The organism is Tepidibacter mesophilus, from assembly GCF_002724055.1.
Lineage (GTDB): Bacteria > Bacillota > Clostridia > Peptostreptococcales > Peptostreptococcaceae > Tepidibacter_A > Tepidibacter_A mesophilus.
In genome coordinates this window covers 35,689-61,726 of the sequence record NZ_BDQY01000022.1, presented here as the reverse complement: position 1 = coordinate 61,726, position 26,038 = coordinate 35,689, and the positions used below count along the sequence as shown (strand labels likewise).

Annotated in this window: 25 protein-coding genes and 1 pseudogene; 15 read left to right on the top strand and 11 right to left on the bottom strand. The window is 28.6% G+C overall.

The window, feature by feature from the left end:
- The 6 genes and pseudogenes from Tmeso_RS12680 to Tmeso_RS12655 form a co-directional block, all read left to right on the top strand.
- A pseudogene (locus Tmeso_RS12680) lies at positions 1-92 on the top strand (IS200/IS605 family transposase); the annotation flags it as partial.
- A 199-nt stretch (positions 93-291) separates the two neighbouring features.
- Positions 292-654, top strand: coding sequence for a carboxymuconolactone decarboxylase family protein (locus Tmeso_RS12675; protein ID WP_099191764.1), 363 nt, complete (start codon positions 292-294; stop codon positions 652-654).
- A gap of 225 nt (positions 655-879) precedes the next feature.
- Entirely contained in the window at positions 880-1,227 is a 348-nt protein-coding gene (locus Tmeso_RS12670) for a RidA family protein (protein WP_099191762.1), read from the top strand.
- Between the two features lie 280 nt (positions 1,228-1,507).
- On the top strand, positions 1,508-2,203 hold the full coding sequence (locus Tmeso_RS12665) for a response regulator transcription factor (protein WP_330400354.1): 696 nt from the start codon (positions 1,508-1,510) through the stop codon (positions 2,201-2,203).
- The gene (locus Tmeso_RS12660; protein WP_099191760.1) at positions 2,196-3,617 is read left to right on the top strand and encodes a sensor histidine kinase; all 1,422 of its coding nucleotides are present in this window, start codon (positions 2,196-2,198) and stop codon (positions 3,615-3,617) included. The genes Tmeso_RS12665 and Tmeso_RS12660 overlap by 8 nt, the downstream gene beginning before the upstream one ends.
- 163 nt (positions 3,618-3,780) lie before the next feature.
- Positions 3,781-5,331 carry an S-layer homology domain-containing protein gene (locus tag Tmeso_RS12655; protein ID WP_099191758.1) on the top strand — a complete coding sequence of 517 codons (1,551 nt, stop codon included), beginning with the start codon at positions 3,781-3,783 and terminating at the stop codon, positions 5,329-5,331.
- Between the two features lie 32 nt (positions 5,332-5,363).
- Here the strand turns inward: Tmeso_RS12655 and Tmeso_RS12650 are convergent, their stop codons facing one another.
- The 4 genes from Tmeso_RS12650 to Tmeso_RS12635 form a co-directional block, all read right to left on the bottom strand.
- A complete protein-coding gene (locus Tmeso_RS12650) occupies positions 5,364-5,936 on the bottom strand; it encodes a manganese catalase family protein (protein WP_099191756.1) in 573 nt (190 codons plus the stop codon).
- A 13-nt stretch (positions 5,937-5,949) separates the two neighbouring features.
- On the bottom strand, positions 5,950-6,207 hold the full coding sequence (locus Tmeso_RS12645) for a spore coat protein CotJB (RefSeq protein WP_099191754.1): 258 nt from the start codon (positions 6,205-6,207) through the stop codon (positions 5,950-5,952).
- A 48-nt stretch (positions 6,208-6,255) separates the two neighbouring features.
- Positions 6,256-6,399: a spore coat associated protein CotJA gene (locus Tmeso_RS12640; RefSeq protein ID WP_242967925.1), complete on the bottom strand. Its 144-nt coding sequence runs from the start codon at positions 6,397-6,399 to the stop codon at positions 6,256-6,258.
- Between the two features lie 503 nt (positions 6,400-6,902).
- A complete protein-coding gene (locus Tmeso_RS12635; RefSeq protein ID WP_099191750.1) occupies positions 6,903-7,415 on the bottom strand; it encodes a ferritin in 513 nt (170 codons plus the stop codon).
- Positions 7,416-7,596: 181 nt separating this feature from the next.
- On the opposite strand from Tmeso_RS12635, the gene Tmeso_RS12630 reads away from it, so the two are divergent.
- The 4 genes from Tmeso_RS12630 (at position 7,597) to Tmeso_RS12615 (ending at position 11,368) form a co-directional block, all read left to right on the top strand.
- On the top strand, positions 7,597-8,109 hold the full coding sequence (locus tag Tmeso_RS12630; protein ID WP_187296345.1) for a hypothetical protein: 513 nt from the start codon (positions 7,597-7,599) through the stop codon (positions 8,107-8,109).
- Complete coding sequence (locus Tmeso_RS12625; protein ID WP_099191746.1) at positions 8,106-9,719, top strand: carbon starvation CstA family protein; 1,614 nt, start codon at positions 8,106-8,108, stop codon at positions 9,717-9,719. Before Tmeso_RS12630 ends, Tmeso_RS12625 begins: the two co-directional genes overlap by 4 nt.
- Positions 9,720-9,827: 108 nt before the next feature.
- Positions 9,828-10,700 carry a class I SAM-dependent methyltransferase gene (locus tag Tmeso_RS12620; RefSeq protein ID WP_099191744.1) on the top strand — a complete coding sequence of 291 codons (873 nt, stop codon included), beginning with the start codon at positions 9,828-9,830 and terminating at the stop codon, positions 10,698-10,700.
- Positions 10,685-11,368: an RluA family pseudouridine synthase gene (locus Tmeso_RS12615; RefSeq protein WP_099191742.1), complete on the top strand. Its 684-nt coding sequence runs from the start codon at positions 10,685-10,687 to the stop codon at positions 11,366-11,368. Before Tmeso_RS12620 ends, Tmeso_RS12615 begins: the two co-directional genes overlap by 16 nt.
- A gap of 667 nt (positions 11,369-12,035) precedes the next feature.
- On the opposite strand, the gene Tmeso_RS12610 is transcribed toward Tmeso_RS12615, so the two are convergent.
- Complete coding sequence (locus Tmeso_RS12610; protein ID WP_099191740.1) at positions 12,036-13,295, bottom strand: dicarboxylate/amino acid:cation symporter; 1,260 nt, start codon at positions 13,293-13,295, stop codon at positions 12,036-12,038.
- Positions 13,296-13,464: 169 nt separating this feature from the next.
- Positions 13,465-14,352 carry a TMEM165/GDT1 family protein gene (locus Tmeso_RS12605; protein ID WP_187296344.1) on the bottom strand — a complete coding sequence of 296 codons (888 nt, stop codon included), beginning with the start codon at positions 14,350-14,352 and terminating at the stop codon, positions 13,465-13,467.
- A 178-nt stretch (positions 14,353-14,530) separates the two neighbouring features.
- Here Tmeso_RS12605 and Tmeso_RS12600 point away from each other — a divergent pair, with 178 nt between their 5' ends.
- Together Tmeso_RS12600 and Tmeso_RS12595 are read left to right on the top strand one after the other, a co-directional pair.
- The gene (locus tag Tmeso_RS12600) at positions 14,531-15,226 is read left to right on the top strand and encodes a peptide arginase family protein (RefSeq protein ID WP_099191735.1); all 696 of its coding nucleotides are present in this window, start codon (positions 14,531-14,533) and stop codon (positions 15,224-15,226) included.
- A gap of 66 nt (positions 15,227-15,292) precedes the next feature.
- The gene (locus Tmeso_RS12595; RefSeq protein WP_099191733.1) at positions 15,293-15,790 is read left to right on the top strand and encodes an SEC-C metal-binding domain-containing protein; all 498 of its coding nucleotides are present in this window, start codon (positions 15,293-15,295) and stop codon (positions 15,788-15,790) included.
- Between the two features lie 2 nt (positions 15,791-15,792).
- Here Tmeso_RS12595 and Tmeso_RS12590 read toward each other — a convergent pair whose 3' ends face one another.
- Positions 15,793-16,848: a sensor domain-containing diguanylate cyclase gene (locus tag Tmeso_RS12590; protein WP_099191731.1), complete on the bottom strand. Its 1,056-nt coding sequence runs from the start codon at positions 16,846-16,848 to the stop codon at positions 15,793-15,795.
- A gap of 174 nt (positions 16,849-17,022) precedes the next feature.
- Here Tmeso_RS12590 and Tmeso_RS16505 point away from each other — a divergent pair, with 174 nt between their 5' ends.
- Positions 17,023-17,181, top strand: coding sequence for a hypothetical protein (locus Tmeso_RS16505; RefSeq protein ID WP_099191729.1), 159 nt, complete (start codon positions 17,023-17,025; stop codon positions 17,179-17,181).
- A 17-nt stretch (positions 17,182-17,198) separates the two neighbouring features.
- On the top strand, positions 17,199-19,220 hold the full coding sequence (locus Tmeso_RS12580) for a methyl-accepting chemotaxis protein (protein ID WP_187296343.1): 2,022 nt from the start codon (positions 17,199-17,201) through the stop codon (positions 19,218-19,220).
- 72 nt (positions 19,221-19,292) lie between these two features.
- Here the strand turns inward: Tmeso_RS12580 and Tmeso_RS12575 are convergent, their stop codons facing one another.
- The 4 genes from Tmeso_RS12575 to pepV form a co-directional block, all read right to left on the bottom strand.
- The gene (locus Tmeso_RS12575; RefSeq protein ID WP_099191725.1) at positions 19,293-20,213 is read right to left on the bottom strand and encodes a pseudouridine-5'-phosphate glycosidase; all 921 of its coding nucleotides are present in this window, start codon (positions 20,211-20,213) and stop codon (positions 19,293-19,295) included.
- Positions 20,207-21,310: a PfkB family carbohydrate kinase gene (locus tag Tmeso_RS12570; protein ID WP_330400353.1), complete on the bottom strand. Its 1,104-nt coding sequence runs from the start codon at positions 21,308-21,310 to the stop codon at positions 20,207-20,209. Before Tmeso_RS12570 ends, Tmeso_RS12575 begins: the two co-directional genes overlap by 7 nt.
- 312 nt (positions 21,311-21,622) lie before the next feature.
- Positions 21,623-23,026 (bottom strand): YfcC family protein, encoded by a 1,404-nt coding sequence (locus Tmeso_RS12565; RefSeq protein WP_099191721.1) that lies wholly within the window; start codon positions 23,024-23,026, stop codon positions 21,623-21,625.
- 30 nt (positions 23,027-23,056) lie between these two features.
- Positions 23,057-24,391, bottom strand: coding sequence for a dipeptidase PepV (gene pepV / locus Tmeso_RS12560; RefSeq protein ID WP_099191719.1), 1,335 nt, complete (start codon positions 24,389-24,391; stop codon positions 23,057-23,059).
- Positions 24,392-24,776: 385 nt separating this feature from the next.
- Between pepV and arcA the strand changes: the two genes are divergently transcribed.
- Complete coding sequence (gene arcA / locus Tmeso_RS12555) at positions 24,777-26,015, top strand: arginine deiminase (protein WP_099191717.1); 1,239 nt, start codon at positions 24,777-24,779, stop codon at positions 26,013-26,015.
- Positions 26,016-26,038: the final 23 nt, after the last annotated feature.

Here is a 26,038-nt window from a genome sequence, read left to right as displayed (position 1 = left end):
AAATACAAGAAGATATAGTACAAGAACAAATAAGTCTGAAAGAATATATAGACCCGTTTACGGGTGAGCCAGTAAACAAGGGCAAAAAATAAACCCCTTTTAGGGGTAGCCTGGGAAAAAGCGCGGTCGGCATACTTTTCAAAGTGTCTTGAGACACGGTAAGCAACATGCCCTTATAGGGCTCATGCAAACCACCCGTTTTACGGGTGGTCCTGATTTGTCATTTTTTAATAATTTGCAAGTTTTATTATTAAAAAATGGGTATTATATAAATAAATAGGAGGGATTTTTATGGATAAAAAGAAATTACAAGATGAATTTAAAGAAGAAATAGGTTTTATACCCCCGGGAGTAATGGTATCTCAAAATTTTGGAGAAAAATTTCAAGAGATAATATCTAGTTATCATCATGAAATTTGGCGTGATGGAGTCATACCTCTTAAATATAGATATTTAATTGCACTTGCTACATCTGTATTTGAGGAAAATGAAACTAGAGGGAAATTAGAAATGAACAAAGCGATTAAATACGGAGCAACAAAAGAAGAAATATTAGAAGTATTAAAACAACAAGTTTGGATGAAGGGAGCTCCTACATTAGTAAAGATAGCTCCTCTTATAAAATACATGGATAGTAAATTTGAAAATAAATAATATGGATGAAGTAAAGTAGTGACTTTTGTTGCTACTTTATTTTTATTCTATAAAAATTATGTAATTTTGAAAATATAGATAATACTTATAAAAAACTTTACTTTTAACTGTTTTTGAGCAATGGATTATAAACTATAGCATGAAGCAAATTTTATATCAATTGAAAACAATAAAACGTTTTGTTATAATTAGGAAGATTATAATAACAAATTGGAGGTACTTACAATGGAAATTAAAAGATATGAAGGAACAGGAAGAATGAGTAGAGCTGTTGTGCATAATAGCACTGTTTACTTATGTGGGCAAACTTGCTCAGATAAAGAAGGAGTAAAAGAGCAAACTAAAGTTGTTCTTGAGAAAATAGAAGATTTATTAAATAAATATGAATCAGATAAAAAACATATATTATCTGCTACTATATACTTAAAAGATATGTCTATGTTTCAAGATATGAATGAAATATGGGATAATTGGGTTGAAGATGGATTTGAGCCTGCAAGAGCATGTGTTGAAGCTAAGATGGCTAGAGAGTCTATATTAGTTGAAATATCAGTTATAGCTGCTGTTAAGTAAAGTAAAAAGAATCTCTTATAACAATGTATGTTATAGGAGGTTCTTTTTATTTTTTCAAGAAACTATAATAGTTTTAAAATATAAATAATATTGATAAGTGAACAAAAGTATTACTATTTTAATTAAATAAGTTCTTTAGTATCAGTTGAATAAATGAGCTATATTATAATACATAAAGCTTAAAAGAATATTAAATAATTCTTAAATCTATGATAATTATTAAATTTACAATAAATATAAATTATAATAAGATATACATACTTATGAAAGGAGCTATCATATGCATATAAATATTTTAATAGTAGAAGATGAAGAGGATATAAGGAATCTATTATCTGTCAATCTATCCAATCAAGGATACAATATAATTGAAGCATCAAATGGAATAGAGGGACTGGAGCTGTTTTATAAAAATGATATTGATTTGATAATTATAGATGTGATGATGCCAATTATGGATGGGTTTAAAACTGTTTCTAAAATAAGGGCAACGAGTGAAGTTCCTATAATATTTTTGACAGCAAGAGATGATGAAACAGATAAAGTCTTAGGCTTTGGATTGGGTGCTGACGATTATGTAGTAAAGCCCTTTAGTACAGCAGAAGTAATTTCCAGGGTACAAGCTCATCTTAGAAGGTATATAGAATATGGTATAAATAACCTTAATAAAGTGATTATAAATGGAAGCATAAGTATAGATACTGAAAATTATATAGCTAGAAAGAATAATATAGATATAGACCTAAATCCTAAAGAATTAAAGATATTGTCGCTTTTCATGGAAAATATAGGGCGTATATATACTAAAAAGCAGATATATGAAAATGTATGGGAAGATATGTATCATGGAGATGATAACACTATAATGGTTCATATAAGCCATATAAGAGAAAAAATAGAGGATAATCCCAAAAAACCAAAGTACATAAAAACGATAAGAGGGATAGGTTATAGAATGGAAAAAAAATATGGTTAAGATATATAATCCTTTGAGAAAAATAAACATATCTACGAAGTTATTTTTAAACTATTTATTTTTGTTTGTAATACTTGTATTTATATTGATTTTTAGTTTTGTTGGAGGTATAGGTTATATTGAAAAACAGGATATGGGGACTATAGATGATGTAGATATGGAGAGGCTTTATGAAAATATATATAAATATGGAATAAATAAATCATGTGAAACAGAGGGGATTAAAGATAATTCATATGTAGAACTATTAGATGAAAATCTAAGAGTAATAGATGAGTATAATAGTGTACATTCAAAAGGGTATATATATGAGCAAAAAGAATTTAATAAAATAATAATACCTAATTATTATTATTATCAATATTCAGATGATATAAATGAAAAATCAAATAGTTTTAATATTTACTATTCTAAAGAAACTGGGAATATTTTGTTGGCGTCTGTTCCTAATGAGGAAATTAAATTTATACAAAACGTATTTAAAGTTACGTTTATAATATTTGTATTAGTTCTATTAATATTTATAATTATTTATGCTAAATGGACTTCTATAAGTTTAGTAAGGCCCATTAAATCTTTAGTTAAAGGAGTAAATGAAATAAGCAAAGGACATTATGACACTAGAATTAATATAAAGGATAAGAATGAATTAGGTATCCTTAAGGATTCTATAAATAATATGAGTAAAAAGATACAAGAAGAGATATTTCTTAGAGAGAAAGCCGAGAAGAATAGAAAAAGATTGATACTTGATATATCTCATGACTTGAAAACTCCTCTTACAAATATAATGGGTTATTCTGAGACTATATATTATGATAAAGAATTAGATGAATCAACTAAAAATAAATATTTGAATATAATAATGTCTAATAGCAAAAAAGCTAATGATTTAATAAGTGACTTATTTGAATTATCAAAAATAGATAGTGATGATAATAAAATAGAATTAAAAAAACAGGATATATGTGAATTTATAAGGATATTGCTTATAGACTACGTTTTTGAAATAGAAGAAAATAATATGTATTATGAATTTGACATTCCTGACTATGAGATAATGTGCGATATATCTGATAAATACTTGCAAAGAGCTATCGGTAACTTAATAATAAATAGTATAAAATATAGTGGAAAAGAATCTAACATTAAAATAAAAGTTAGAAAGTCATATAATAATGCTATTATAAATATAGAAGATAATGGCATAGGAATAAAGCGTGATTCTACTAAAGATATATTTGAACCTTTTGTAAGAACAGATTCTTCTAGAAATTCAAAAACTGGAGGAACAGGTCTTGGACTTGCTATAACAAGGGCAATAATAAAAAAGCATAGGGGTGATATATATTTAGATCCATATGTTGATAAAGGATGTAATTTTATAATAAGTATTCCTATAAGTAAAGTCTAGATATAACTATTCCATTTAAGAAAATAACTTATATAATGGAGTAGTTATTTTTGGTTATAGGAAATTATAGGATTTCCAAAACATACACTACTTACCTGTTGAATGCATGTATATTTAATATATATTATATATAGTAAAGGGATTGCTTTTAAGGGGGTATGTTATGAGAAAGGCACTTATAAGAGAAATTATAGTTGTTATTTGTATATTAGCTATGGGGTTTCAATATATAGCTCATGCTCAAAAAATAAATACAGGATATATATATTTTGGAGATAAGAGTAAGTATGAGTATGCGGTTAATAATACCAATGATTCTTTAGATACTGTTTATCCTAGTTACTTTGATATAGATCAATATGGAAATTTAAAAATAACTGAAACTTTGGATAAAGATTTCATAAAGAATATGCATAATAAAGGAATAAAAGTAGTTCCCTTTATTAGTAATCATTGGGATAGAAGTTTAGGAAGAAAGGCTCTTTCTAATAGATATAATTTAGTTAATCAAATTGCAGAAGCTATTGAAAAATATGATTTGGATGGAGTTAATATAGATATAGAAAATGTTACTGATGTAGATAAAGAATCTTACACTGATTTTGTCAAAAGGTTGAGTGAAAATATAAGTGGGGATAAAGAAATTTCAGTAGCAGTTGCTGCTAATCCAAATGGATGGACTCGTGGGTGGCATGGTTCTTATGATTATGAAAAGCTAGCTATTTATAGTGATTATATATTTTTGATGGCATATGATGAGAGTTATATAGGAGGGCCTGAAGGGCCTGTTGCTAGTATATCTTTTGTTGAAAAGTCTATAAAAGAACTACTTAAGCATGTTGATAATGATAAGGTTATACTTGGGATACCATTTTACGGAAGATACTGGAAGGTTGGCGCTTCTTATGGAGGAAATGGCTCTAGTTTAAAGAGTATAGAGGAAACTGTAAAGAAGTATCCATCTGATGTTGTATTTGATGAAGAATCAAAATCTGTAAAGGCAACTGTTTATAAAGACGATGAAACTTATATATATTGGTATGAAAATGAACAGTCTATAATAGAAAAGTTAAGACTTGTTCAAAAATACGATTTAAAGGGAAGTGGAAGCTGGAGCTTAGGACAGGAGAATAAGGAAATTTGGAATTATTATTCAATGTGGCTAGATGGTGAGTATTTAGTTGATATATACAATCACTGGGCTCGTAATAGTATATACAGTATGATAGATAATGAAATAATGAATGGAATATCAAGTATGTATTTTGCTCCCAATAACAATTTGACAAGAGCTCAAGCTGCTGTTATATTGACAAGACTTCTTGGAATAGATGATGAATATATCACTTCTAATAGTTTCAATGATGTATCAATAGATTATTGGGCATATAATGAGATAGAATTAGCTAAGAAATACGGTCTTATTAATGGAAAAGAAAAGAATAAATTCTATCCAGATGCCCCTATAACAAGGGAAGAAATTTCAGCTATGCTCAGCAGACTTATAAAAGATAATTATAGTGATTACAATATGGAATTTAGCGATGTGAATGATAAAATGTGGTCGTATAATTATATAAATAAAATGAGAAATATGAATATACTAAATGGTTATGAAGAAGGTATGTTTTATCCAAATAGAAATTTAACTAGGGCAGAGATGGCTACTATAGTAGATAGAATATTAAAATATAATATAGAGTATAAAAAATAAAAGCTGTGATTCCACAGCTTTTATTTTTATATCTAATATACTTTTTTACAATCATTAAAGTCGTATACATCCATTAAAGCTTCTCCAAATCTTTGATAGTGAACAACTTCTCGTTCTCTTAAAAATCTAAGTGCATCTATTAAATCTGGATCATCTGTAAGGTTCATAAGATGTTCATATGTTGCACGTGCCTTTTGCTCAGCTGCCAAATCATTGTGTAAATCAGCAATAGGATCACCTAAAACTGATATATAAGATGCAGTCCATGGAATTCCATTTGCGTCAGAAGGAAATACTCCATGATCATGTTGTGTATATTGAGCACCAAGACCAGCTGCTTTTAATTCTTCAGGGGTAGCTCCTTTTAATAACTGATATACCATAGAGGCAATCATTTCTGCATGAGCAAGTTCTTCAGTTCCTATATCTGTAAGCAGAGCCTTTGCTTTATTAGTTGGCATAGTATACCTTTGGTTAAGATAATTCATAGATGCACTTAATTCTCCATCTGGACCGCCTAATTGAGTTACTATATATTTTGCCATTTCGATGTTCTTACATTTTATATTAACAGGATATTCTAATTTTTTTTCATAAATCCACATAAGTTAATCCTCCTTATTGATATTCCCATGGCCACGGGTCATTTAGCCAATTAAATGGATATTTAGCCAATGAAAAGCCAAAATTAGTAAGTGGCCCATATTTCATTTCATAAATCTGTCTTAGTCTATAAGCTTCTTTTGCAAACATATTAAAATCCATTAAAGCTTTTTGATCTTTAGGATGGGTATCTAAGTATAGATTAAGATCAACACAAGCAAATTCTACTTCTTGAATTTTAGTCAATAAATCATTTCTAGACATATCTTCCATAACTATTTCCTCCTAGCTTATTTCTTTTAAAATTAATTTCAAGACAATCTATTTTTTACACTTTTTATTATTAGAGCCTTTTTTATATGGTTTATAAAGTTCTGGAAAAATAGTTCCTCTTTTAAACCCTTTGCTTAAAGGATACATACACATATATTTTTGTATACATATATAGGGTCTTGCAAGTTTCATATATATTAACCTCCTTATAAATGTCCTTAATATCATTTTATAAAATACATTCAAAAAAGGTTCTTATGATTTTTAAAGGATGTTATTAGGTGAGCGAAAATGAAACTCATTAAAATAACGCTACTTAGTCAACTTTTTAATCAAACTACAGATTATGCTTTATAAAATATCCTAAAAGTTCTAAACTCCCTTTGGTCAAACAAAGAACTTTCTTAACGGATATCTTAACAGCATGATCTAAGTTTGATAGTAAAAAGTTAACCAAAAGTAGCTAACATTTAAATGAGCATCATTTTTGAGTTTAGCTTTTTAGAATTAATTAGATTTAAGAAAAAATCTTAGAAAGATATAAATATTTTTATTCTTTGGAAAGGGGTAGGATATTACCTAATAGTAGAACTAATACTAAAAACTTAGTTGTATTCATGGTATTTTCATAGAAAGTTTTGATAACCCACATAAAAAAGGAGATACCGTAGAGATATCTCCTTCTTTATAATCTATTATGCATCAAGTGGTATCGGATTGAAAACTCTTTGTCCTAACTCTTGATCTATCATTAAAAGACCAGCTGGATTGTTGTTCATAAGTCTTAACTTCTTAACAATTTTTTCAACTGACTCTTCTTCTTCTGCTTGTTCTGTTATGAACCATTGGATAAAAGCTGTAGTTGTATGATCCTTTTCTTCTAAAGCTATATCCATTAAATTGTGTATAGATTTAGTTATTCCTTTTTCGTGATTAAGAGCTAGCTCAAATACTTCAAGAGCAGATTCAAAATCATTCTTTGGTTTAGCTAAAGATTCAAGTTCTACTGATCCTCCTATTCTTCCTATGAAGTTGAATATTTTGTAAGCATGAGCTTGTTCTTCTTGGGCTTGAACATGGAAAAAATTAGCGAATCCATCTAAATTTTGATCTGAGCAGTAAGCCTCCATAGCTATGTACAAATACTGTGAATAAAATTCTTTTTGAAGCTGAGCATTAAGTGCATCTATTACTCTTTTATTACCCATAAAAAATACCTCCCTTTAAAATATACTCTTTATAATTTAACCTGGAAAAATTAATCTATTCATTTTAATTATATACACATAACAGTTATATTTCAAACTATTAAAAAATAAGATTATAAAAACTACCAAAATTATTGAAAATATGGTTAAAGTTGTATATTATATTTTATAATATACATATATGTGTATGAGAGGAGGAATTATAATAACTATTTCACATCTAAAAGAAGCCATGGCACCAAACTTTAATATAAACGAAGAATATAAATTAGGAAAGTTCAATTTTGATTTTATGGCAGAGTTTATATTGAAAAACGAAAAATATTTTTTGAACAAGAAAAATGTAGTATGGGGATATGAAAATAGAGAATACGTTCTTGCTAAAAAAATAGAAACGATAACTCAAGGTGATGTAGATGAAATACAAAAGATAGCTGAAAATGCCATGGATGAGTTTGTAAATCTGACAGAAAATCATATGTCTACACATATAACTGTATTTGTTGAAAGCTCTGATATAGATGAAAATATTAAAAAAAATATTAAAAATATATCTATCAAAAAAAGTTATATGTGGGGAATAAAAGGCTGGAGTGATGTCAGAGTTATAGTATTTGACTACATTAACAAGGACCTTATATTCAACAAATCATCAAAAGAAATTATAGATTTTTATAAGGAGGTATTAATATGAATTCGTTAACATTATTATTAGTTGGAGGCATAATACTTCTGATAGGGTATATATCTTATGGAGGATACCTTGCAAAAAAATGGGGAGTAAATGATAAAAATGTAACTCCAGCTCATACAAAAAATGATGGTGTAGACTATATGCCAGCTAAAGCACCAGTATTATTAGGACATCACTTTGCATCAATAGCAGGTGCTGGACCCATTGTTGGACCAATTCAAGCTGCAATATTTGGATGGATACCAGTAACTCTTTGGATATTAATAGGTGGAATATTCTTTGGAGGGGTACAAGATTTTGGCTCTTTATTTGCATCTATAAGGCATGATGGTAAATCTATAGGTGAAATAATAGAAGTTAATATAGGAAGAACGGGTAAAAAATTATTTGCAATATTTGCATGGTTGACTCTTCTGTTAGTAATTGCAGCATTTACAAATATAGTTGCTGCAACATTTGCATCAACACCTCAAGCAGCATCTTCATCTTTATTATTTATATTACTTGCAGTCGTATTTGGATTTTTAGTATATAGAAAAGGAGTCCCTCTAGGAATCGGTAGCGTAATAGGAGTAATATTCTTGATTATATGTATGTATCTAGGTATTAAGTTCCCTATTTCATTAAGTAAAGAGACATGGATAATAATACTTCTTGGATATATATTCATAGCATCTGTAACACCTGTATGGATACTCCTTCAACCGAGAGATTACTTAAACTCATTCTTATTATATGCAATGATTATAGGTGCGGTATTAGGTATTGTTATAACAAAGCCTGTAATTCAAATGAGTGGATATACAGGTTTTAATGTAGGTGGAAACTATTTATTCCCAATATTATTCGTGACAGTAGCTTGCGGTGCTATATCAGGATTTCACTCTTTAGTCGGATCTGGTACATCATCAAAGCAATTAGATAAAGAATCAGATGCTAAGAAGATTGGTTATGGTGGAATGTTAATAGAATCATTACTTGCAATAATTGCTATAATTACAGCAACTTATTTAGGAGCAGATAAGTTAAAAGAATTACTATCTCAAGGTGGACCTATAAATGTATTTGCGGATGGGATAGCGAACTTCATGTATTCATTTGGAGTTCCATTTGAACTTGGGAAATCATTTACGGCTTTATCTATATCAGCATTTGCATTAACTAGTCTTGATACATCAACAAGACTTGCAAGATTTATATTCCAAGAATATTTTGACTCTAAAGAAGCAGCTAGTACAGTTTTGACTAATAGATATGTATCAACAGGTATAACTGTTGTATTTGGAGGTACATTAGCATTTATGGGGTATAGTGTTATATGGCCAATATTTGGTTCAGCAAATCAACTTCTTGCGGCTTTAGCTTTACTTGCAATAGCAGCTTGGCTTGCAAATACAGGTAAATCTAATAAGATGATTTTAGGTCCTATGGTATTTATGTTTGCTGTTACTATAAGTGCTCTAATGCTTCTTATAAAGACGAATATAGCATCAGGAAAATTTATAATAGTAATATTTGCAGTGCTATTACTAGTTCTTTCATTAATACTTATTGTACAATCTTATAATGTATTATCTGGAAAGAAAACAAAAAGAACTAAAAAAGCATAACAAAAAGTCTCTCTTAAATTTAAGAGAGACTTTTACTTTTTATTGAAAACGGATATTATATTATATATAATGATTAAACTGAAGAAAATACTAGGAGGTCAAAATTAAATGATGCTACTTGCAAATGAATGGAAAAATTATGAATTGATAGATACTGGAGACGGAGAAAAATTAGAAAGATGGGGAGAATATGTATTAAGAAGACCAGATCCTCAAATAATATGGCCGCTTAAAGATGAAGATAAATTATGGAAAAATCCACATGGACACTATCATAGAAGTAATAGAGGTGGAGGAGAGTGGGAATACAAAAAGAAAACTCCTGAGAAGTGGACTATAAAATATAAGGAATTATCTTTTTACATAAAACCAACAGGATTTAAGCATACAGGACTATTTCCAGAACAAGCTGGAAATTGGGATTGGATAATAAATAAAATACAAAAAGCTAATAGACCAATAAGAGTACTTAACCTATTTGCATATACAGGTGGAGCAACAGTTGCATCAGCTTATGCAGGAGCTGCCGAAGTATGTCATGTTGATGCTGCAAAAGGAATGGTTAACTGGGCTAAAGAAAATGTTGAATTATCAGGTCTTGGAGATAGAAAAGTAAGATTTATAGTAGATGATGTATTCAAGTTTGTCCAAAGAGAAATAAGAAGAGGAAGAAAGTACGATGCTATAATAATGGATCCTCCATCTTATGGAAGAGGGCCTGGAGGAGAAGTTTGGAAAATAGAAGAAAAACTATGTGAATTCATACAGCTTTGCATGAATGTATTATCGGATGACCCGTTATTCTTGCTTGTAAATTCATATACATCAGGTTTTTCGCCAGTAGTTATTGAGAATATATTAAGAGCATCTATAGGACAAAAATATGATGGAAAAATAACATCTGGAGAAATAGGAATACCTGTAACTAAAACAGGATATGTTCTTCCGTGTGGAATATTAGGAAGATGGGAGTCAAAATAATGAATATATTATATGAAGATAATCACATAATAGTAGCAAAAAAAGATGTAAATATATTATCACAAGCAGACAATACTAACGATAATGATATGCTATCTATGGTAAAGAAATATATAAAAGAGAAGCACGATAAGCCTGGAAACGTATATTTAGGACTTGTACATAGGCTTGATAGACCAGTTGGAGGATGTATGGTGTTTGCTAAAACATCAAAAGCCGCCTCAAGACTTTCAGAACAAGTTAGAAACAGAAGCTTTGAAAAAACATACCTAGCTATAATAAGAGGTACTGTAGAAGGTATAAGTGGCACTTTAAAAGACTATTTATACAAAGATGTTAAGACTAATATGTCTAGGGTTGTAGATAAAAATTTTAAAGGAGCTAAACAAGCTATACTTGATTATGAAGTTATAGGATATGATAAAAACTTAAGTTTAGTTAAAATAAAATTAAAAACAGGTAGACCGCATCAAATAAGAGTTCAATTCGCAAGTAGAGGAAATGCCTTATACGGAGATCAAAGATATGGTGAAGATGTAAACCAACATGGACAACAAATTGCACTTTGGTCTTATGAAATGGGGATTATGCATCCTACACTTAAAGAGGATATGAAATTTAGATGTATGCCACCTAATGAGTATCCTTGGAATTTGTTTGATATATAAATAAAAGTAGTTGCCTAAATTTTGTATAAATGAAATTTAGGTAACTATTTTTTGTTTTATGTGGGTAATAAAAACTATCTATAAAAATACCGTGAATGCAACGATATTTTGAATAGAACTAAGCTTTTGCCTTATTAATAATACTAAAATTTACGAACTCCCTACGGTCAAACATGTAAATTTCTTAACATATTATTAAACGCCAAAACCTAAGTTCTATTAGTCAAAAATATCTAAAAGCATTCACTAACATTTCTATAGACAGTTTTTTAATATTGATACCTATAATATAAAATACAGTTTACCCTGCTATAAACAACTTTTTAATAAAATATATTTAGATATATAAAATCTTTAGAAAGTGCGATAGCATTATAAAAAAATCTAATCAACTTAAAATGAAGGTCATTAAAATGTTAGATACTGATTTAAATATTTTTTTATAAAACTTAGATTATGACGTTTAAATATCCGTTGAAAAAATTCGTTGTTTGAGCTTAAGCGAGTTTAGAATTTTTAGGATATTTAATAAGGCATAATTTGTAGTTTTATAAAAATATTTAATACAGTATCGGTATTTTAATGACCTTCATTTCCGTACTCAAGAAAATCTATATACTAATTCTAATAATATAATCCGTTAGGATTCTTTTCTATTTTAACTTGACTATTTAGCTAAAGCCTTCATTTCTTCTTTCTGCTTTAAATTCTCTATTATAACAGCGCAAGAAGCATCTCCTGTTACATTTACTGCGGTTCTTAACATATCAAATATTCTATCTAATCCAAATAACAGTGGAAGACCTTCTACAGGTATATTAGCAGCAAGTAAAACTGCAACAACTAATAAAGAAGGGCCAGGTACTCCAGCTTGACCTATAGAACCAACAGTTGCTGTAATAATTATAGCTACATATGATGCCATAGTAAGTTCTATTCCAAAGTATTGAGCAAAGAATACTGCTACAAGAGCGTAGTATATAGAGTTACCATCCATGTTTATAGTAGCCCCAAGTGGAAGTACGAAAGAAGTTACCTCTTTAGATACTCCAAGCTCATCTTCGCAAGTTTCCGTAGTTATAGGTAGTGTTCCCATAGAAGAAGCTGAAGAAAAAGCTACTGAAAAAGGTTTCATAACCTTTTTTATGAATAAAGATGGAGAAATTTTAGAAAGCATTCCCACCATTAAAGGATAAAATACAAACGTATGAATAGCAAGAGCTGCTATATAAACTCCAAATAATTTAAATATAGGCTTTAAAGAATCAAATCCAAATGTAGCTATCGAATAAACCATAAGAGCAAAAACCCCAACTGGAGCAAATAACAATACTTTATTTATAACCCAAATAAGTGCATCTGTTATACAATCAAAAACTTTCAATATAAATTCTTTTTTTTCATCGTTGAGACTAGATATACCAAATCCTAAAAATAAGCTGAAGAATAGTATTTGAAGCATATTACCATCTACAAGTGCTTTTATAGGATTAGTGGGAATTATTCCTTTAATAGTTTCCCAAAAACCAGGTAAATCTCCTTTGTCAGCATATTCATTAGAAAACATTGACGTTATAGAGCTATCAACACCTACTCCAGGTTGAGTTAAATTCCCTATTATTAAAGCGAGTACAACTGCAAATGCTGTTGTAAACATATAATAAGCAAATGTAGCTCCACCTATTTTACCAGCAGATTTAGTATTTCCAATAGATGCGGCACCTGATATTATAGACGTTGCAACTAAAGGGATAACTACCATTTTAAGAAGCTGCATAAATATATCTCCAAGGTTAGAACAAATATTTGAAGCAAAAAACATCCCAACATTAGTCTTATAGATAAAATATCCAACTACTATTCCAATTATCATAGAAATAATTATCATTAGTCCTAAGCTTTCAGATAAAGATTTGAATTTTTTCATATAGTTTTCTCCTTATAAAAAATATTATTGCAATTATTGATATTAACTTTTTTAAGTATAACACAATATAAACTTAATTTAAATAAGAAAAAAATAAAAAAAATTAATTTAATTAAGAAAAAGGTTTAAAATATTAAAAAAAGTAAGATGCAAAAAGGCATCTTACTTTTTAGTCTTTATTTTTTTTGTAGCTTTTATGAACTTTTTCATAAAGATTTATATTCATATATTTCAAGCTTTCTAGATATTTTATAACACTCCCTAAATAAGGTACATTTTCTCCTAAATACTCTTTTTCTATCATAACTCGTTCTTGGTTTATTGGACATGATTCTATATGTTCTTGTCCACAGTTTTTGCATTTAGTTAAAACCCTTGCTAGCTTTACTTCGTAGTATCTATCTTTTTGTATTATATTTAATCTTAAAATAAGAACTATCAATAGAATAAGAATTGTAAAATAACTTACTATAGTTAAAGGTGTTATGTATATAGCAGGAAGATATGTATATAATCCAATTGTACCGAAGAACATAAAAACAAAAGCAGCTATTAATTTCATAGTGACCTCAGGAATTTTTTTACCAAGTAATTTTCCAACTAATATCCCAAGACCACCAGTTAACACCATACCAGTTACGGTTCCGAATAAAACTAATAAAGGTAATTTAGAGTTAGCACCAAGCGTCATAGCAGTAAGTTGAGTTTTATCTCCAAGTTCTCCAATAAAAAAAGCAAAGGCTACAGTTAATATAGGTCCATACTTAGAATTGATATCTTCATCTTCATCATCTTCGATATCAATTTTTAAAGACCATAAACCAAATAATATAAATAACAAAGATGCAAATAGCTGAACCTGTTCTATTGGAACAAAGTTACTTACATAATTACCAAGAGCTATAGCTATTCCATGATTCAAAAAAGATCCTATAAAAATACCTACAAGGACATGCCATGGTTTGAATTTTGATGCAAATGCAAGAGCTAGAAGTTGAGTTTTATCTCCCATTTCGGCTAATGTTATTAAAACAAAAGCTTTAATAAATTCATTCAAAGAAAATTCCTCCTTAGTAAACATTTAAATATATAATATAATAAAATGAATATCTCTATTATTATATATTCTATTTACAAATATATACAACCTTTTATTATTAAAGTGAGACTGAATTCAAATAGAATTTTTAGATTTAGGATAAACAAGAAACTAATAAATTATTGGAGTGATATAGATGAATTATTATAAAGGTTTTTTTATAGACAAACCTATAGGAAATAATATATTTTCTAATAAAGACAGAAAACAAAAAAATATATATGTTGCACCATTAAAAGCTGGAACATTAGATGATGTAAAAATAGGGAAGCATGTAGCCTTCTGTGAAATTGAATTTGATAAAGAAATAAAGAATTTAGGTCTTGAAAATTTTATCATATACGATTTTAATGGAAAGGATATATATATATTTGATAATCATAATCATGCATTTTATTTTTGGATAAAATCATTAAAAAATAAAAAATTTAAAAAAGGAATAAAGTTAATTCACATAGATCAACATAAAGATATGAGAGAGCCTGAAGAATATATAAATAATATAGATAATATAGAAGAAGTCTTTAATTATACTAATTTTAAACTTAATGTAGGAAACTTTATAAAACCTGCATTAAATATAGGAATATTTTCTGAGGTATTTATAATGGATAATTTAAGTAGTTTTAATGAGCAAATAGATGAGGAAATAGTTCTGGACGTAGATTTGGATATATTCTCTAAAGATATGGATTATATAGACTATGATTTGAAAATAACTAAAATAAGAGAATTAATAAATAAATCAAATGTAATAACTATAGCTACAAGCCCGTTTTTTATAAATCAAGAATATGCAATAAATGTATTAAAAGATATATTCAAATTTTGATTGAAATTAAGAATATATTTGATATAATTAATATTTAGGTGATTTATTAATTAAGGAGGAATAATTATGAGTTTATTCAAAAAATGGCAGCAATTAGCTGAGAATCATACAAGTGAACAAGAAGAAGTTAAGTTTTGGGAAGAATATTTGAAATTAGAAGCTGGAGTATACGATAAAATATTAAACAATAAAACTGAGATAATAAAAGGAAAAATTTCTGATTTAGCGAAGCAATATGAAATTAGTGAAGAATACTTCATGGGATTCTTAGATGGAATCAGTGAAAGTACAAAGAATGAAATTAAATTAGAAAATTTAGAATCAAATACTGAAATAACTGTAGAAATAGATTTTGAAAAACTATACTATAATATGAATGCGGTAGAAGCTCATTGGTTATATAATCTAGAGGGATGGAACGATATTTTATCTGCAGAAAAAAGAAAAGAACTTCAAAAGAAGTACAAGTCTTCTAAAACTGTAGTTAATGAAGAAAAAATAGGAAGAAATGACGCTTGTCCATGTAATAGTGGTAAAAAATACAAGAAGTGTTGTGGGAAATAAGCCTAATAATTAGGCTTATTTTTTTTGTCTTCATACATCTTTTTATCTATAATTTTAAAAACATCATCTAAACATACATCTTCATTAAAAGTAATTTCCTGCATACCTACACCAAATGAAATAACGTTTTTTAAAGATTCTCGTATTTGATTTATTCTAATCTGAGCTGTATTTAGATTTATATCTTTTAGAAGTATTAAAAATTCATCTCCGCCACATCTTGCAAACAAATCATCTTTACGTATAAAATTTCTAACTGTATCTGAAAATGTTTTTAATATATTGTTTCCTTCATGGTGTCCAAAAGTATCATTTATGGATTTGAAATTATTTAAGTCTATAAGCATTAATACACACTTACAGTTTGAATCTATTGTGTTAAATTTTTCTTTGAAGAATCTAATATTCATAGTTTTTGTCAAATAATCATAGTTAGCATTAGTATTTAATTTATATAAAAGATTTATAATTTTTAATGATTTTTCTATTTGTGATTTTATAAAGCCTCCGAGTTTTAAATCGTATTTTGATAATGAATTATATGATGAGTCTATATTTATTATACCTGAAAATTTGTTATCAATATGAACTGGAATAGATAATGTTGATTTTATATCTAATGCACCCATTTTCATCAATGCATTATATTTATCAAAACTTAAATGGAGATCATTATATTGTTGAGGATTACGCATTATAAACGGCTTTTCTAGCTTGAATTTATCGTAATAATATAATTCTTCAATTTTGAAAGATATATTTTTTATTTGCTCAAAATCATAACCTATCGTAGCTTTATATTCTAAAATATTTTCTTCCTCGTTATATACTAAAAAAGAAGCTTTTGATCCATTTTTAATTATTTTTAATAGTTCTTTTAATATTAATAAATATACACCTTCTATATTATCTGAATATACAGTATCTTCGCTTATATCATAAATAGAATTATTGATTTTATGAATTTTATTTATTATAGACATCAACTTTATATTTCTATATATTACAATCAATATAAAACTAATCAAAAAAAGTATAAATAAGAATTTTATAAACATTTTATTCCACCTTTTCAAAAAAATAGTCCTTTAGAACTATTTTAACATATATTTATATAAAATGTATTATATAAATTATGTTTAATTCTTTATAATTTTTCAATTTAATTTAAAATAATACAAAAAAATGTTAATATATATATTGTGGGAAAATATAAGAATGGAGGAAATATTATGTATAAATTGAAATTTATTAACTGTGATGATTTGACTATTAAAGAATTCGAAACAAAACAAGAGTTAGATTCTTATATGAATCAAAAAAATATAAAAAAAATGTGGCATCAAATAGAAGAAATAAAAAGAGTTGTACCAAACTTAAAAGATGATTAAGAAAAAGGAGAATGAAAATGTTTAAAAAATTCTTAAAGCTTGATACTATAAGGTTTAAAATACTTACAATTCCGTTAATAATTATGTTTATAATAATATCTACTATATCTTTTATAAATATAAATATATCTAAAACCAGGTTAATAGACCAAATGGAGCTTGATGGAATTAATCTTGCGAATCAAATATTTAACCAAATTCAAAACAATGATCAATCTATACAAATCATAAATGAGAGTATAGAAGATAACATAAGAAATATAGGAAGTTTTTTATCTGATAACTATAACTTAATTAACAATGATTACTTAAAGAATATAGCAGATACATTTAATGTAGATGAAATAAATGTAACACAGCCTAATGGGAATATAATTTATTCAAATCTTGAAAGTAGTATAGGTGCTAATTTTGGAGAGGATCATATATCATCATGTGTTCAATATGGAAGCGACAGTGAATTTATGGAAAATATAAGAAAATCAAGAGAAACGGATGATTATTATAAATATGGATATATAAAAATGCCTAATGGTGGAATGATACAGGTAGGAATACTTGCAAATAAAGTGGAAGATTTAAAAAAGAGCTTGAGTATACAAAGTTTATTAGATGAACTTGCTGATGAAGAAAATATAGAATCGGTATTTTTAGCAGATAAGAACCACATTATAACAAGTTCTTCTAAAAAAGAAGAAATAGGAACTGTAATAAAGAATGAAAAAGCTAAAACTGATATAGATAAACAAGAAATGAGACCTAGTAAGTACTATGATAAAGATTTAGGTAGATATGTATATGATATATTAGTTCCTATGTATAAAGATGATGTTAATATAGGTTTTTTAAATGTATCTATCTCTATGGAGAATGTCAATAAGGCTGTAGCTTCAAATATAAAGATGTCTATAATTGTAGGTATAATAGCATTTGCAATATCATCTATAATACTTTATACTATTTCAAATAATATATTAAATGTTATCAAAAATCTTGTTGATTCATCTCAAAAAGTAGCTAGAGGTGAGCTTGTATATGATATAGATGTAAAATCTAGTGATGAAACAGCTGTATTATGTAATAACTTTAAGAATATGATAACTAGCCTTAAATCAATAGTAGATAATGTAAAATCTCAAGCGTCTAGTACAGATGATATGTCTAATCAATTGACTTGTATATCCAAGGAAATGACTCTAGGAATTGAAAGTATAGTTTTAGCTATACAAAATATAGCTGATGGAACGACATCTCAGTCATATGGCCTTGAGAATATTAATGAAACACTTAATAACTTTACATACAAGCTTACAGGCATAATCGATGATATAAAGGATGTTGATTCTAATTCAAAGGAGATAAGCTCAACTATAAGTGATAGTACAGAAAATGTTGGGAAGGTTATATCGTCAGTTGAGAATGTTATAATTGTATTTCAAGAATTAATAGAAAAAATATCTATAGTAGGTCAAGACATAAATGAAATAAATAAAATAACTTCATTAATAAATAAAATAGCAGATCAGACTAATTTATTAGCTCTTAACGCATCTATTGAAGCAGCTAGGGCTGGAGAGCAGGGGAGAGGATTTGCAGTTGTAGCTGATGAGATAAGGAAACTTGCAGAGCAAACAAAATATTCATCTCAGAATATAGATGAATTGATACAGACAATATCAAATGCAACAGAAAGTATGATAGCGACTAGTGGTATAGTTAATACTGAACTTTCAAATCAAAAAACAGACATAGATACAGCTATGAATTCATTTAATAAAACTATTTTAGGAATAAATGATATAATTCCTAAAATAGATGAAATAAATAAATCTGCTACAAGTCTTAATGATGAAAAAAATATTATACTTGAAAAGATAGAAGAAGCATCTTTTATTGCACAAGAAATATCAGCAACAACACAGGAAATATCAGCTTCTTCATCACAAATGAGTGAGTCCATAACGCAGGTATCATCTACTGCTAGTGAATTGACTGATATGACTAAGAATATGAGTGATTATATAAATGAGTTCAAATAGAAAAATTCGTCTAGTTGCTACGAACTGAAATAATATGTAAAAAAGGCTGTATCGAATGATACAGCCTTTTTCCTATTTATCAAGTTTAGAAAGTTCTACAGCAAGTTTTGCTCCAACTTTTGCGTTATTGTAAACTAATTGGATGTTAGAATCTAAGCTCTTTCCAGCAGTTATTGCTTTAACTTTTCCAAGTAAGAATGGAGTAGATTCTTTTCCTCTGATACCTTTCTCATCAGCTTCTTTTAAAGCATCTTCTATGGCATTAGTTATAGTGTCGTAATCCATTTCAAATTCTTCTGGTATAGGATTTGATACTACAACCCCTCCGTTTAAGTTTAAGTCCCATTTAGATTTTAAAGCTAAAGCTAATTCAGATTCACTATCTACTTTGTAATCAACATTAAATCCGCTTTTTCTAGTATAGAAAGCCGGGAATTCTTGTGTTTTATAACCTACAACGGGAACTCCATTAGTTTCTAAATATTCTAAAGTTAAGCCTATATCTAGGATTGACTTGCAGCCAGCACATACTACTGCAACATTAGTGTGTGCAAGTTCTTGAAGGTCTGCAGATATATCAAATGTTTGCTGTGCACCTCTGTGTACTCCACCAATTCCACCTGTTGCAAATACTTTTATTCCAGCAAGAGCTGCTATTATCATAGTAGATGCAACTGTTGTTGCTCCATCTAATTTTTTTGCAACTATAAAAGGTAAGTCTCTTCTACTAGCTTTTAACACAGAATCACTTTTACCTAGGTACTCAAGCTCTTCGGGGTTAAGTCCGACTTTTAATTCTCCATTAAGAATTGCTATTGTAGCAGGTATTGCTCCATTTTCTCTTATTATAGATTCAACAGTTTTAGCCATTTCTATGTTTTGAGGATAAGGCATACCATGAGATATTATAGTAGACTCAAGAGCTACTACTGGAGTTCCTTCATCTAATGCTTTTTTTACTTCTGGATTTAATTTTAAATATTTTTCTAACATAATTTCATCTCCCTTAAAGTTTTTTCTATATTTTGAGTTGACATATTTGGATTTATTGTATTTTGATGAGATAGAGCAAGTATAGATGCGCTCATCGCAAATTTAGCACTGTAAGTCAAATCGTATTTATTTATATGACTATAAACAAGCCCTGCTATAAATGCATCACCTGCACCTGTAGCATTAACTACGTTGACTTTTGGATTCCTTATAATACTAGACTCTTGGTTATTTGAACAAAATACTCCATCTTTACCAAGACTTATAAATACCTTTTTAACGCCTTTATCCAAGAAATATTTAGCACATTTATCAAGGTCATCTTCTGTATTTATTTTTATACCTGAAAGTGATTCAGCCTCATATTTATTGGGTTTTATAGTGTGAAACATTCCTATTAAATCTTTGACTTTTTCACTTTTTTTAGTTGAAACTGTATCTAGGAAAAAGTCTACTTCTTTAAAGTTTGACAATAGATACTCAATTACATCCTTTGGCATGTTAGTATCTATAACACCTACTTTAGAATTTTTGATTATATTCGATTTTTGTTTTATAAAATCTATGGTTATTTTATCAAATATATCCATAGAAGCTATAGCTACCTTCATATCACCACTTTCGTCTAATATAGATAGATAAGTTGATGTTGCATAATCAGTAGATATTAAGCAATTTTCCATATCGATTCCAACTAATTTACTTTCTTTTAGGATTTCCTCACCGTATATATCTTTGCCAAGAGCTGATATTAATTTTGTATCTATATCCATTTTTACGAGATTTTCTGCTATGTTACGACCTACTCCACCTAGAGAAATCTTCATTTGGCCTGGATTTGAATCATTTAAAATTAAGTTTTCATTTGGGAACCCTTGAAGGTCTATATTAGTTCCTCCTATTACGGTTACATAATCTTCATTTTTTAATATATAGCCTTTTCCTTTTATATAACCTTTCTTACTTAAATTGGTTATATGGACAGCTACAGAAGATCTAGTTATTCCAAAATAATCAGCAATTTCCTGTTGAGATATCAACGGGTTGTTTCTTATAAATTCTAAAATTTGTTTTTCTCTACTAGTCAAATTAATCACCAAGCTTCTGTTTAGATTATAAACTTTTGTTTACAAAAAGTATAACATACTCTTTTTATTTTTTCAATAATAAATTTAAATATACAAAAAATTCGTCTAGTCGCTACGCGTTGACTCATGTCGCTAACGATTCCTTAACGGGTTCCGTTCTCAAAATTCACATGCGTTTATGACGCCAACAAGTCTCACGACTCTGTTGCTTAAAAATAGTTGCAAGCGTAGTTCTTTAATCCATGTTATTTACAGATTCAAAATCATATAGTTTCCTCATAGATAACAAAAGACTTCTCGTTTTGAGAAGTCTTTTGTTATCTATATTACAGCACTTATACCAAGTATTGCTATAATCATAATTACTACTATAAATATTAATTTTAAAACGAATTTAAGCCAAGTATTATAAGGGACTCTTGCTATAGCAAGCCCACCCATGACAACTGCACTTGTAGGAGTTAATAAGTTAACTGTACCGGATGCAGATTGATATGCTGTTATAACTATATCTCTTGAAACACCAGCAAAGTCACCAAGTGGAGCCATTATAGGCATTGAAAGCGTAGCAAGACCTGATGTTGAAGGTATTAAGAATGACATAGGTATATAGAATAAATAAGTAAGAATAGCAAACACAGATGAACTCAGACCTGATAAAGCCTGCTCTCCTAGACTTAATACTGTATCTGTCATGTTACCAGCATTCATAACTACCGTTATACCGCGGGATAGTCCAACGATTAGAGCAACACCTAAAAGATCTCTAGCCCCAGCTACGAATGATGATATTAATTCATCTTCACCCATACCATATACAAGACCTATTACTATAGAGAATACCAAGAATAAAGATGTTAATTCTCCAAACCACCATCCTAGAGTAGGAATAGCAGTTATACCAATGTCAGAAAATGGTATAACACCATATATCATTATAGCAAATGTTAAGCAGAATAAAGCAAGAACAAACTTCCTTTTACTGTTAAGCTTAGGAAACTCATTTTCGCTATCTTTAGCTAAAAAGTGTTGCTTGTTGTCCTCATGCATATTGTAAACTAGAGATTTCGAAGGATCAGCTTTAACTTTAGCTGCATATCTCATTACGTATATTATAGCTACTATTTCACCTATAATTAAAATTAATAATCGAAGACCAATACCGGTTCCTAAAGATATACCTGCAAAACCAGAGGCTATACCTGTTGCGAATGGATTTACAGTAGATCCTAAAACACCCATTCCAGCACCTAAAAGTATTACCCCAACAGCAGTTAATGTATCGTATCCAGCAGCTATGAATACAGGAATAAGAAGTGGGTAAAAGGCTATAGTTTCTTCAGCCATACCAAAGCTGGTTCCTCCTAATCCAAATAGTATCATCAAAAATGGAATCATTATTTTTTCTCTACCTTGTAAATTGTGGACTACTCGTGCTATACCAGCATCTATAGCTCCTGTCTTCATTACTACACCTAAAAATCCACCTATTACTATAACAAATAGGGCTACATCAACAGCACCGTAAAAACCGTTAATAGGTGATAAAGCAACATCTTTGGGACCTTGTGGTGTTGGATCAACTAAATGGTATGAACCAGGTATTGGAGTGTTTTCTGGTGTATAATCATATTTACCAGCTGGAACAATCCACGTTAGTAAAGCTACAAATATTATTATTGCAAACAATATTGTGTAAGCACTTGGCATTTTGATTTTTTTCATAAATATACCTCCTTGTAGTAAAATTATTTGCTATTTTGTTAGTTCGTATACGGCTTTAGCGTATATTTTAGTTGCTTTAATTAGATCTTCTATTTCTATATATTCATTTGCTTGATGCTCAACTTTAGGTTTGTTAGGAAATACACATCCAAAAGCTACACAATTATCTATAGCTCTTGCATAAGTAGCTCCACCTGAAGATAGAGGAGTAGAGTCAAGTCCTGTTTCTTCTTCGTAAACCTTTTGTAATGTTTTAATTAAAAAATGATCGGCTGGAACGTATATTGATTTTAAATAATCATACTCTTCATATTCTAAGTTGTATTTAGCTAGTTTTTCTTTTAAAGCATTTACTACTATATCTTTTTCAATTGTAACTGGAATTCTTATATCAACTCCAATTTGTTCTTTATTTTCATCTATGTTTATTTTTCCTATATTTAGAGTAAGTTTTCCTGAAGCTTGATCCTCACAGTTAGGAATTATATTATCTCCATTATAAGTTTCACCTATCACATTTGATATAAATTCTATTGAATTAGATTTAATACCTATGTTATTTAAGGCTATACATAGTCTAGAAATAGCATTTATTCCGTAATGAGGATTACATGCATGAGAAGCTTTTCCTATAACTGTTAATGAATTTGAATCAGACTTATATTCAAAATTTAATCTATCAAGTTCTTTGGATAGCTCGTCTAAGTTATCTCCATGATAAGATATTCTATCTGGAACAGCATTATATGCATTTCCTCCACTTAATTTTATATTAGATGAATTTGTACATTTTATATTAGCTTGTAATAACCCTTTTTCTGCATTTATCATAGGGAATACAGAGTCAGGTGTGAATCCATAAGAAGGTATCTCTTCATTCTTAACGTATTCAGAAATTCCACCCCAAAGATTTTCTTCATCTGTACCGAATATAAATCTTATTCTTTTATTGAACTTTATATTCAGATTCATAAGTGATTTAACTGCATATATAGCTGCTATTGTAGGACCTTTATCATCTTGAGTTCCTCTGCCGTATAACTTATTATCTTCTATTACTGCACTATAAGGATCGTGTTTCCAATCGTTTATCTCTCCTTCAGGTACAACATCAAGATGGCCAAGTATACCTATCATTTCATTTCCTTGTCCTATTTCTGCATATCCATAATATCCATCCTTATAATAGGTTTTAAATCCTAAAGATTCACATAAATTTAAAGTCGCTCTAAGTGCATTATCAATATTTTCTCCGAACGGGAATTTGTCTGTTTTATCAGATATTACACTACGTATTTTTACTATTTCTTGTATAGATTTAATTAAATCATCTTTAATATTTTCAACACTTAAATCTATATTCATAAAAATCATCTCCTTTTATTATAAGATTTTGCTCATTTATATAAATTTATATACTTAAATGAGACCTCAATAACAATAGTATATAAATTTTATTGTGTTAAATCAAACACAAAGTTTGAATTTAGAATTAAAAGTAGAAAAATGTACATAATAAGTTGTGATTTAAATAATTACAATTGATTTTTATGTAGAAAAATGTCGTTAAAAATAAATCTAAAACAAATGTAATTTATGAAAAAAATGTCGATTCGCATATAAAAATAACGAATGAAAATTAAAACAAAAAAATAATAAAAAAAATAATTGACATTACCAATGAATGGAAACTATACTAAAAACATACATATCATTTGTATTAAAAATTTAGATCAGGAAGGAGAAGGCGATGTTAAAAGAAAATGTTTTGAATGTATATTCTGAAATAGGAAAGTTAAAAAAAGTTCTTTTACATAGACCAGGTAAAGAGATCGAAAATTTAACTCCTGACTTAATGGATAGGTTGCTGTTTGATGATATTCCATATATGGAGGTTGCAAGGCAGGAACATGATGCGTTTGCCAATATACTCAAATCAAATGATGTTGAGGTACTCTATTTAGAGAATATGGTTGCAGAATCTATAAAGGACTTTGGAATAAAAGAGATTTTTGTAGATGAATTTATAAAGGAAGCAAATATAGATAGTAGCAAAAAAAGAGAACTTGTTAAAGAGTATATTCTAGGATTTTCAAACGAAAGAGACATGATAGATAAGATGATGGAGGGAATTAGAAAAGAAGAGATAAGAGATTATAAAAAAACTTCATTAACAGATATTGTGAGTTCGAATTATCCATTTATAGTTGATCCTATGCCGAATTTATATTTTACAAGAGACCCGTTTGCAACTATGGGACAAGGAATATCATTAAATCATATGAGAACAGTAACACGAAATAGAGAAACTTTATTTGCTAAATATATATTCAAATATCATCCTGAGTATAAAGATAAAAATATACCTATATGGTTTGATAGAGACAATAAAACATCTATAGAGGGTGGAGATGAACTTATATTAAGTGATAAGGTTATAGCAATTGGTATATCTGAGAGAACAGATGCTTATTCTATAGAGTCTGTAGCTAAGAATATATTGGAAAAAGATGAAAAGTTTGAAGTAGTTCTTGCTTTTGATATACCTAAAAAAAGAGCTTTTATGCACCTTGATACTGTATTTACGATGGTAGATTACAATAAATTTACTATACATCCTGAAATAGAAGGCCCATTAACTGTATATTCAATAAGAAGAGGCGATGAAAAGCTAAAGCTTGATATTAAAAAAGAAACTATGAAACTTAGTGATATTTTAAAAAAATATTTAGAGGTTGAGGATATAACATTAATAAGATGTGGTGCAGGAAATATTATAGATGCTGGAAGAGAGCAGTGGAATGATGGTTCTAATACTTTGGCAATTTCTCCTGGAGAGGTAATTGTTTATTCTAGAAATCATGTTACTAATAGGCTACTTGAGGAGAATGGAATTAAGTTACATGTCATGCCGTCTTCGGAATTATCAAGGGGCAGAGGTGGTCCAAGGTGCATGTCTATGCCACTTGTTAGAGAAAATTTACGATAAACTAAAGCTATAAATTAGGAGGT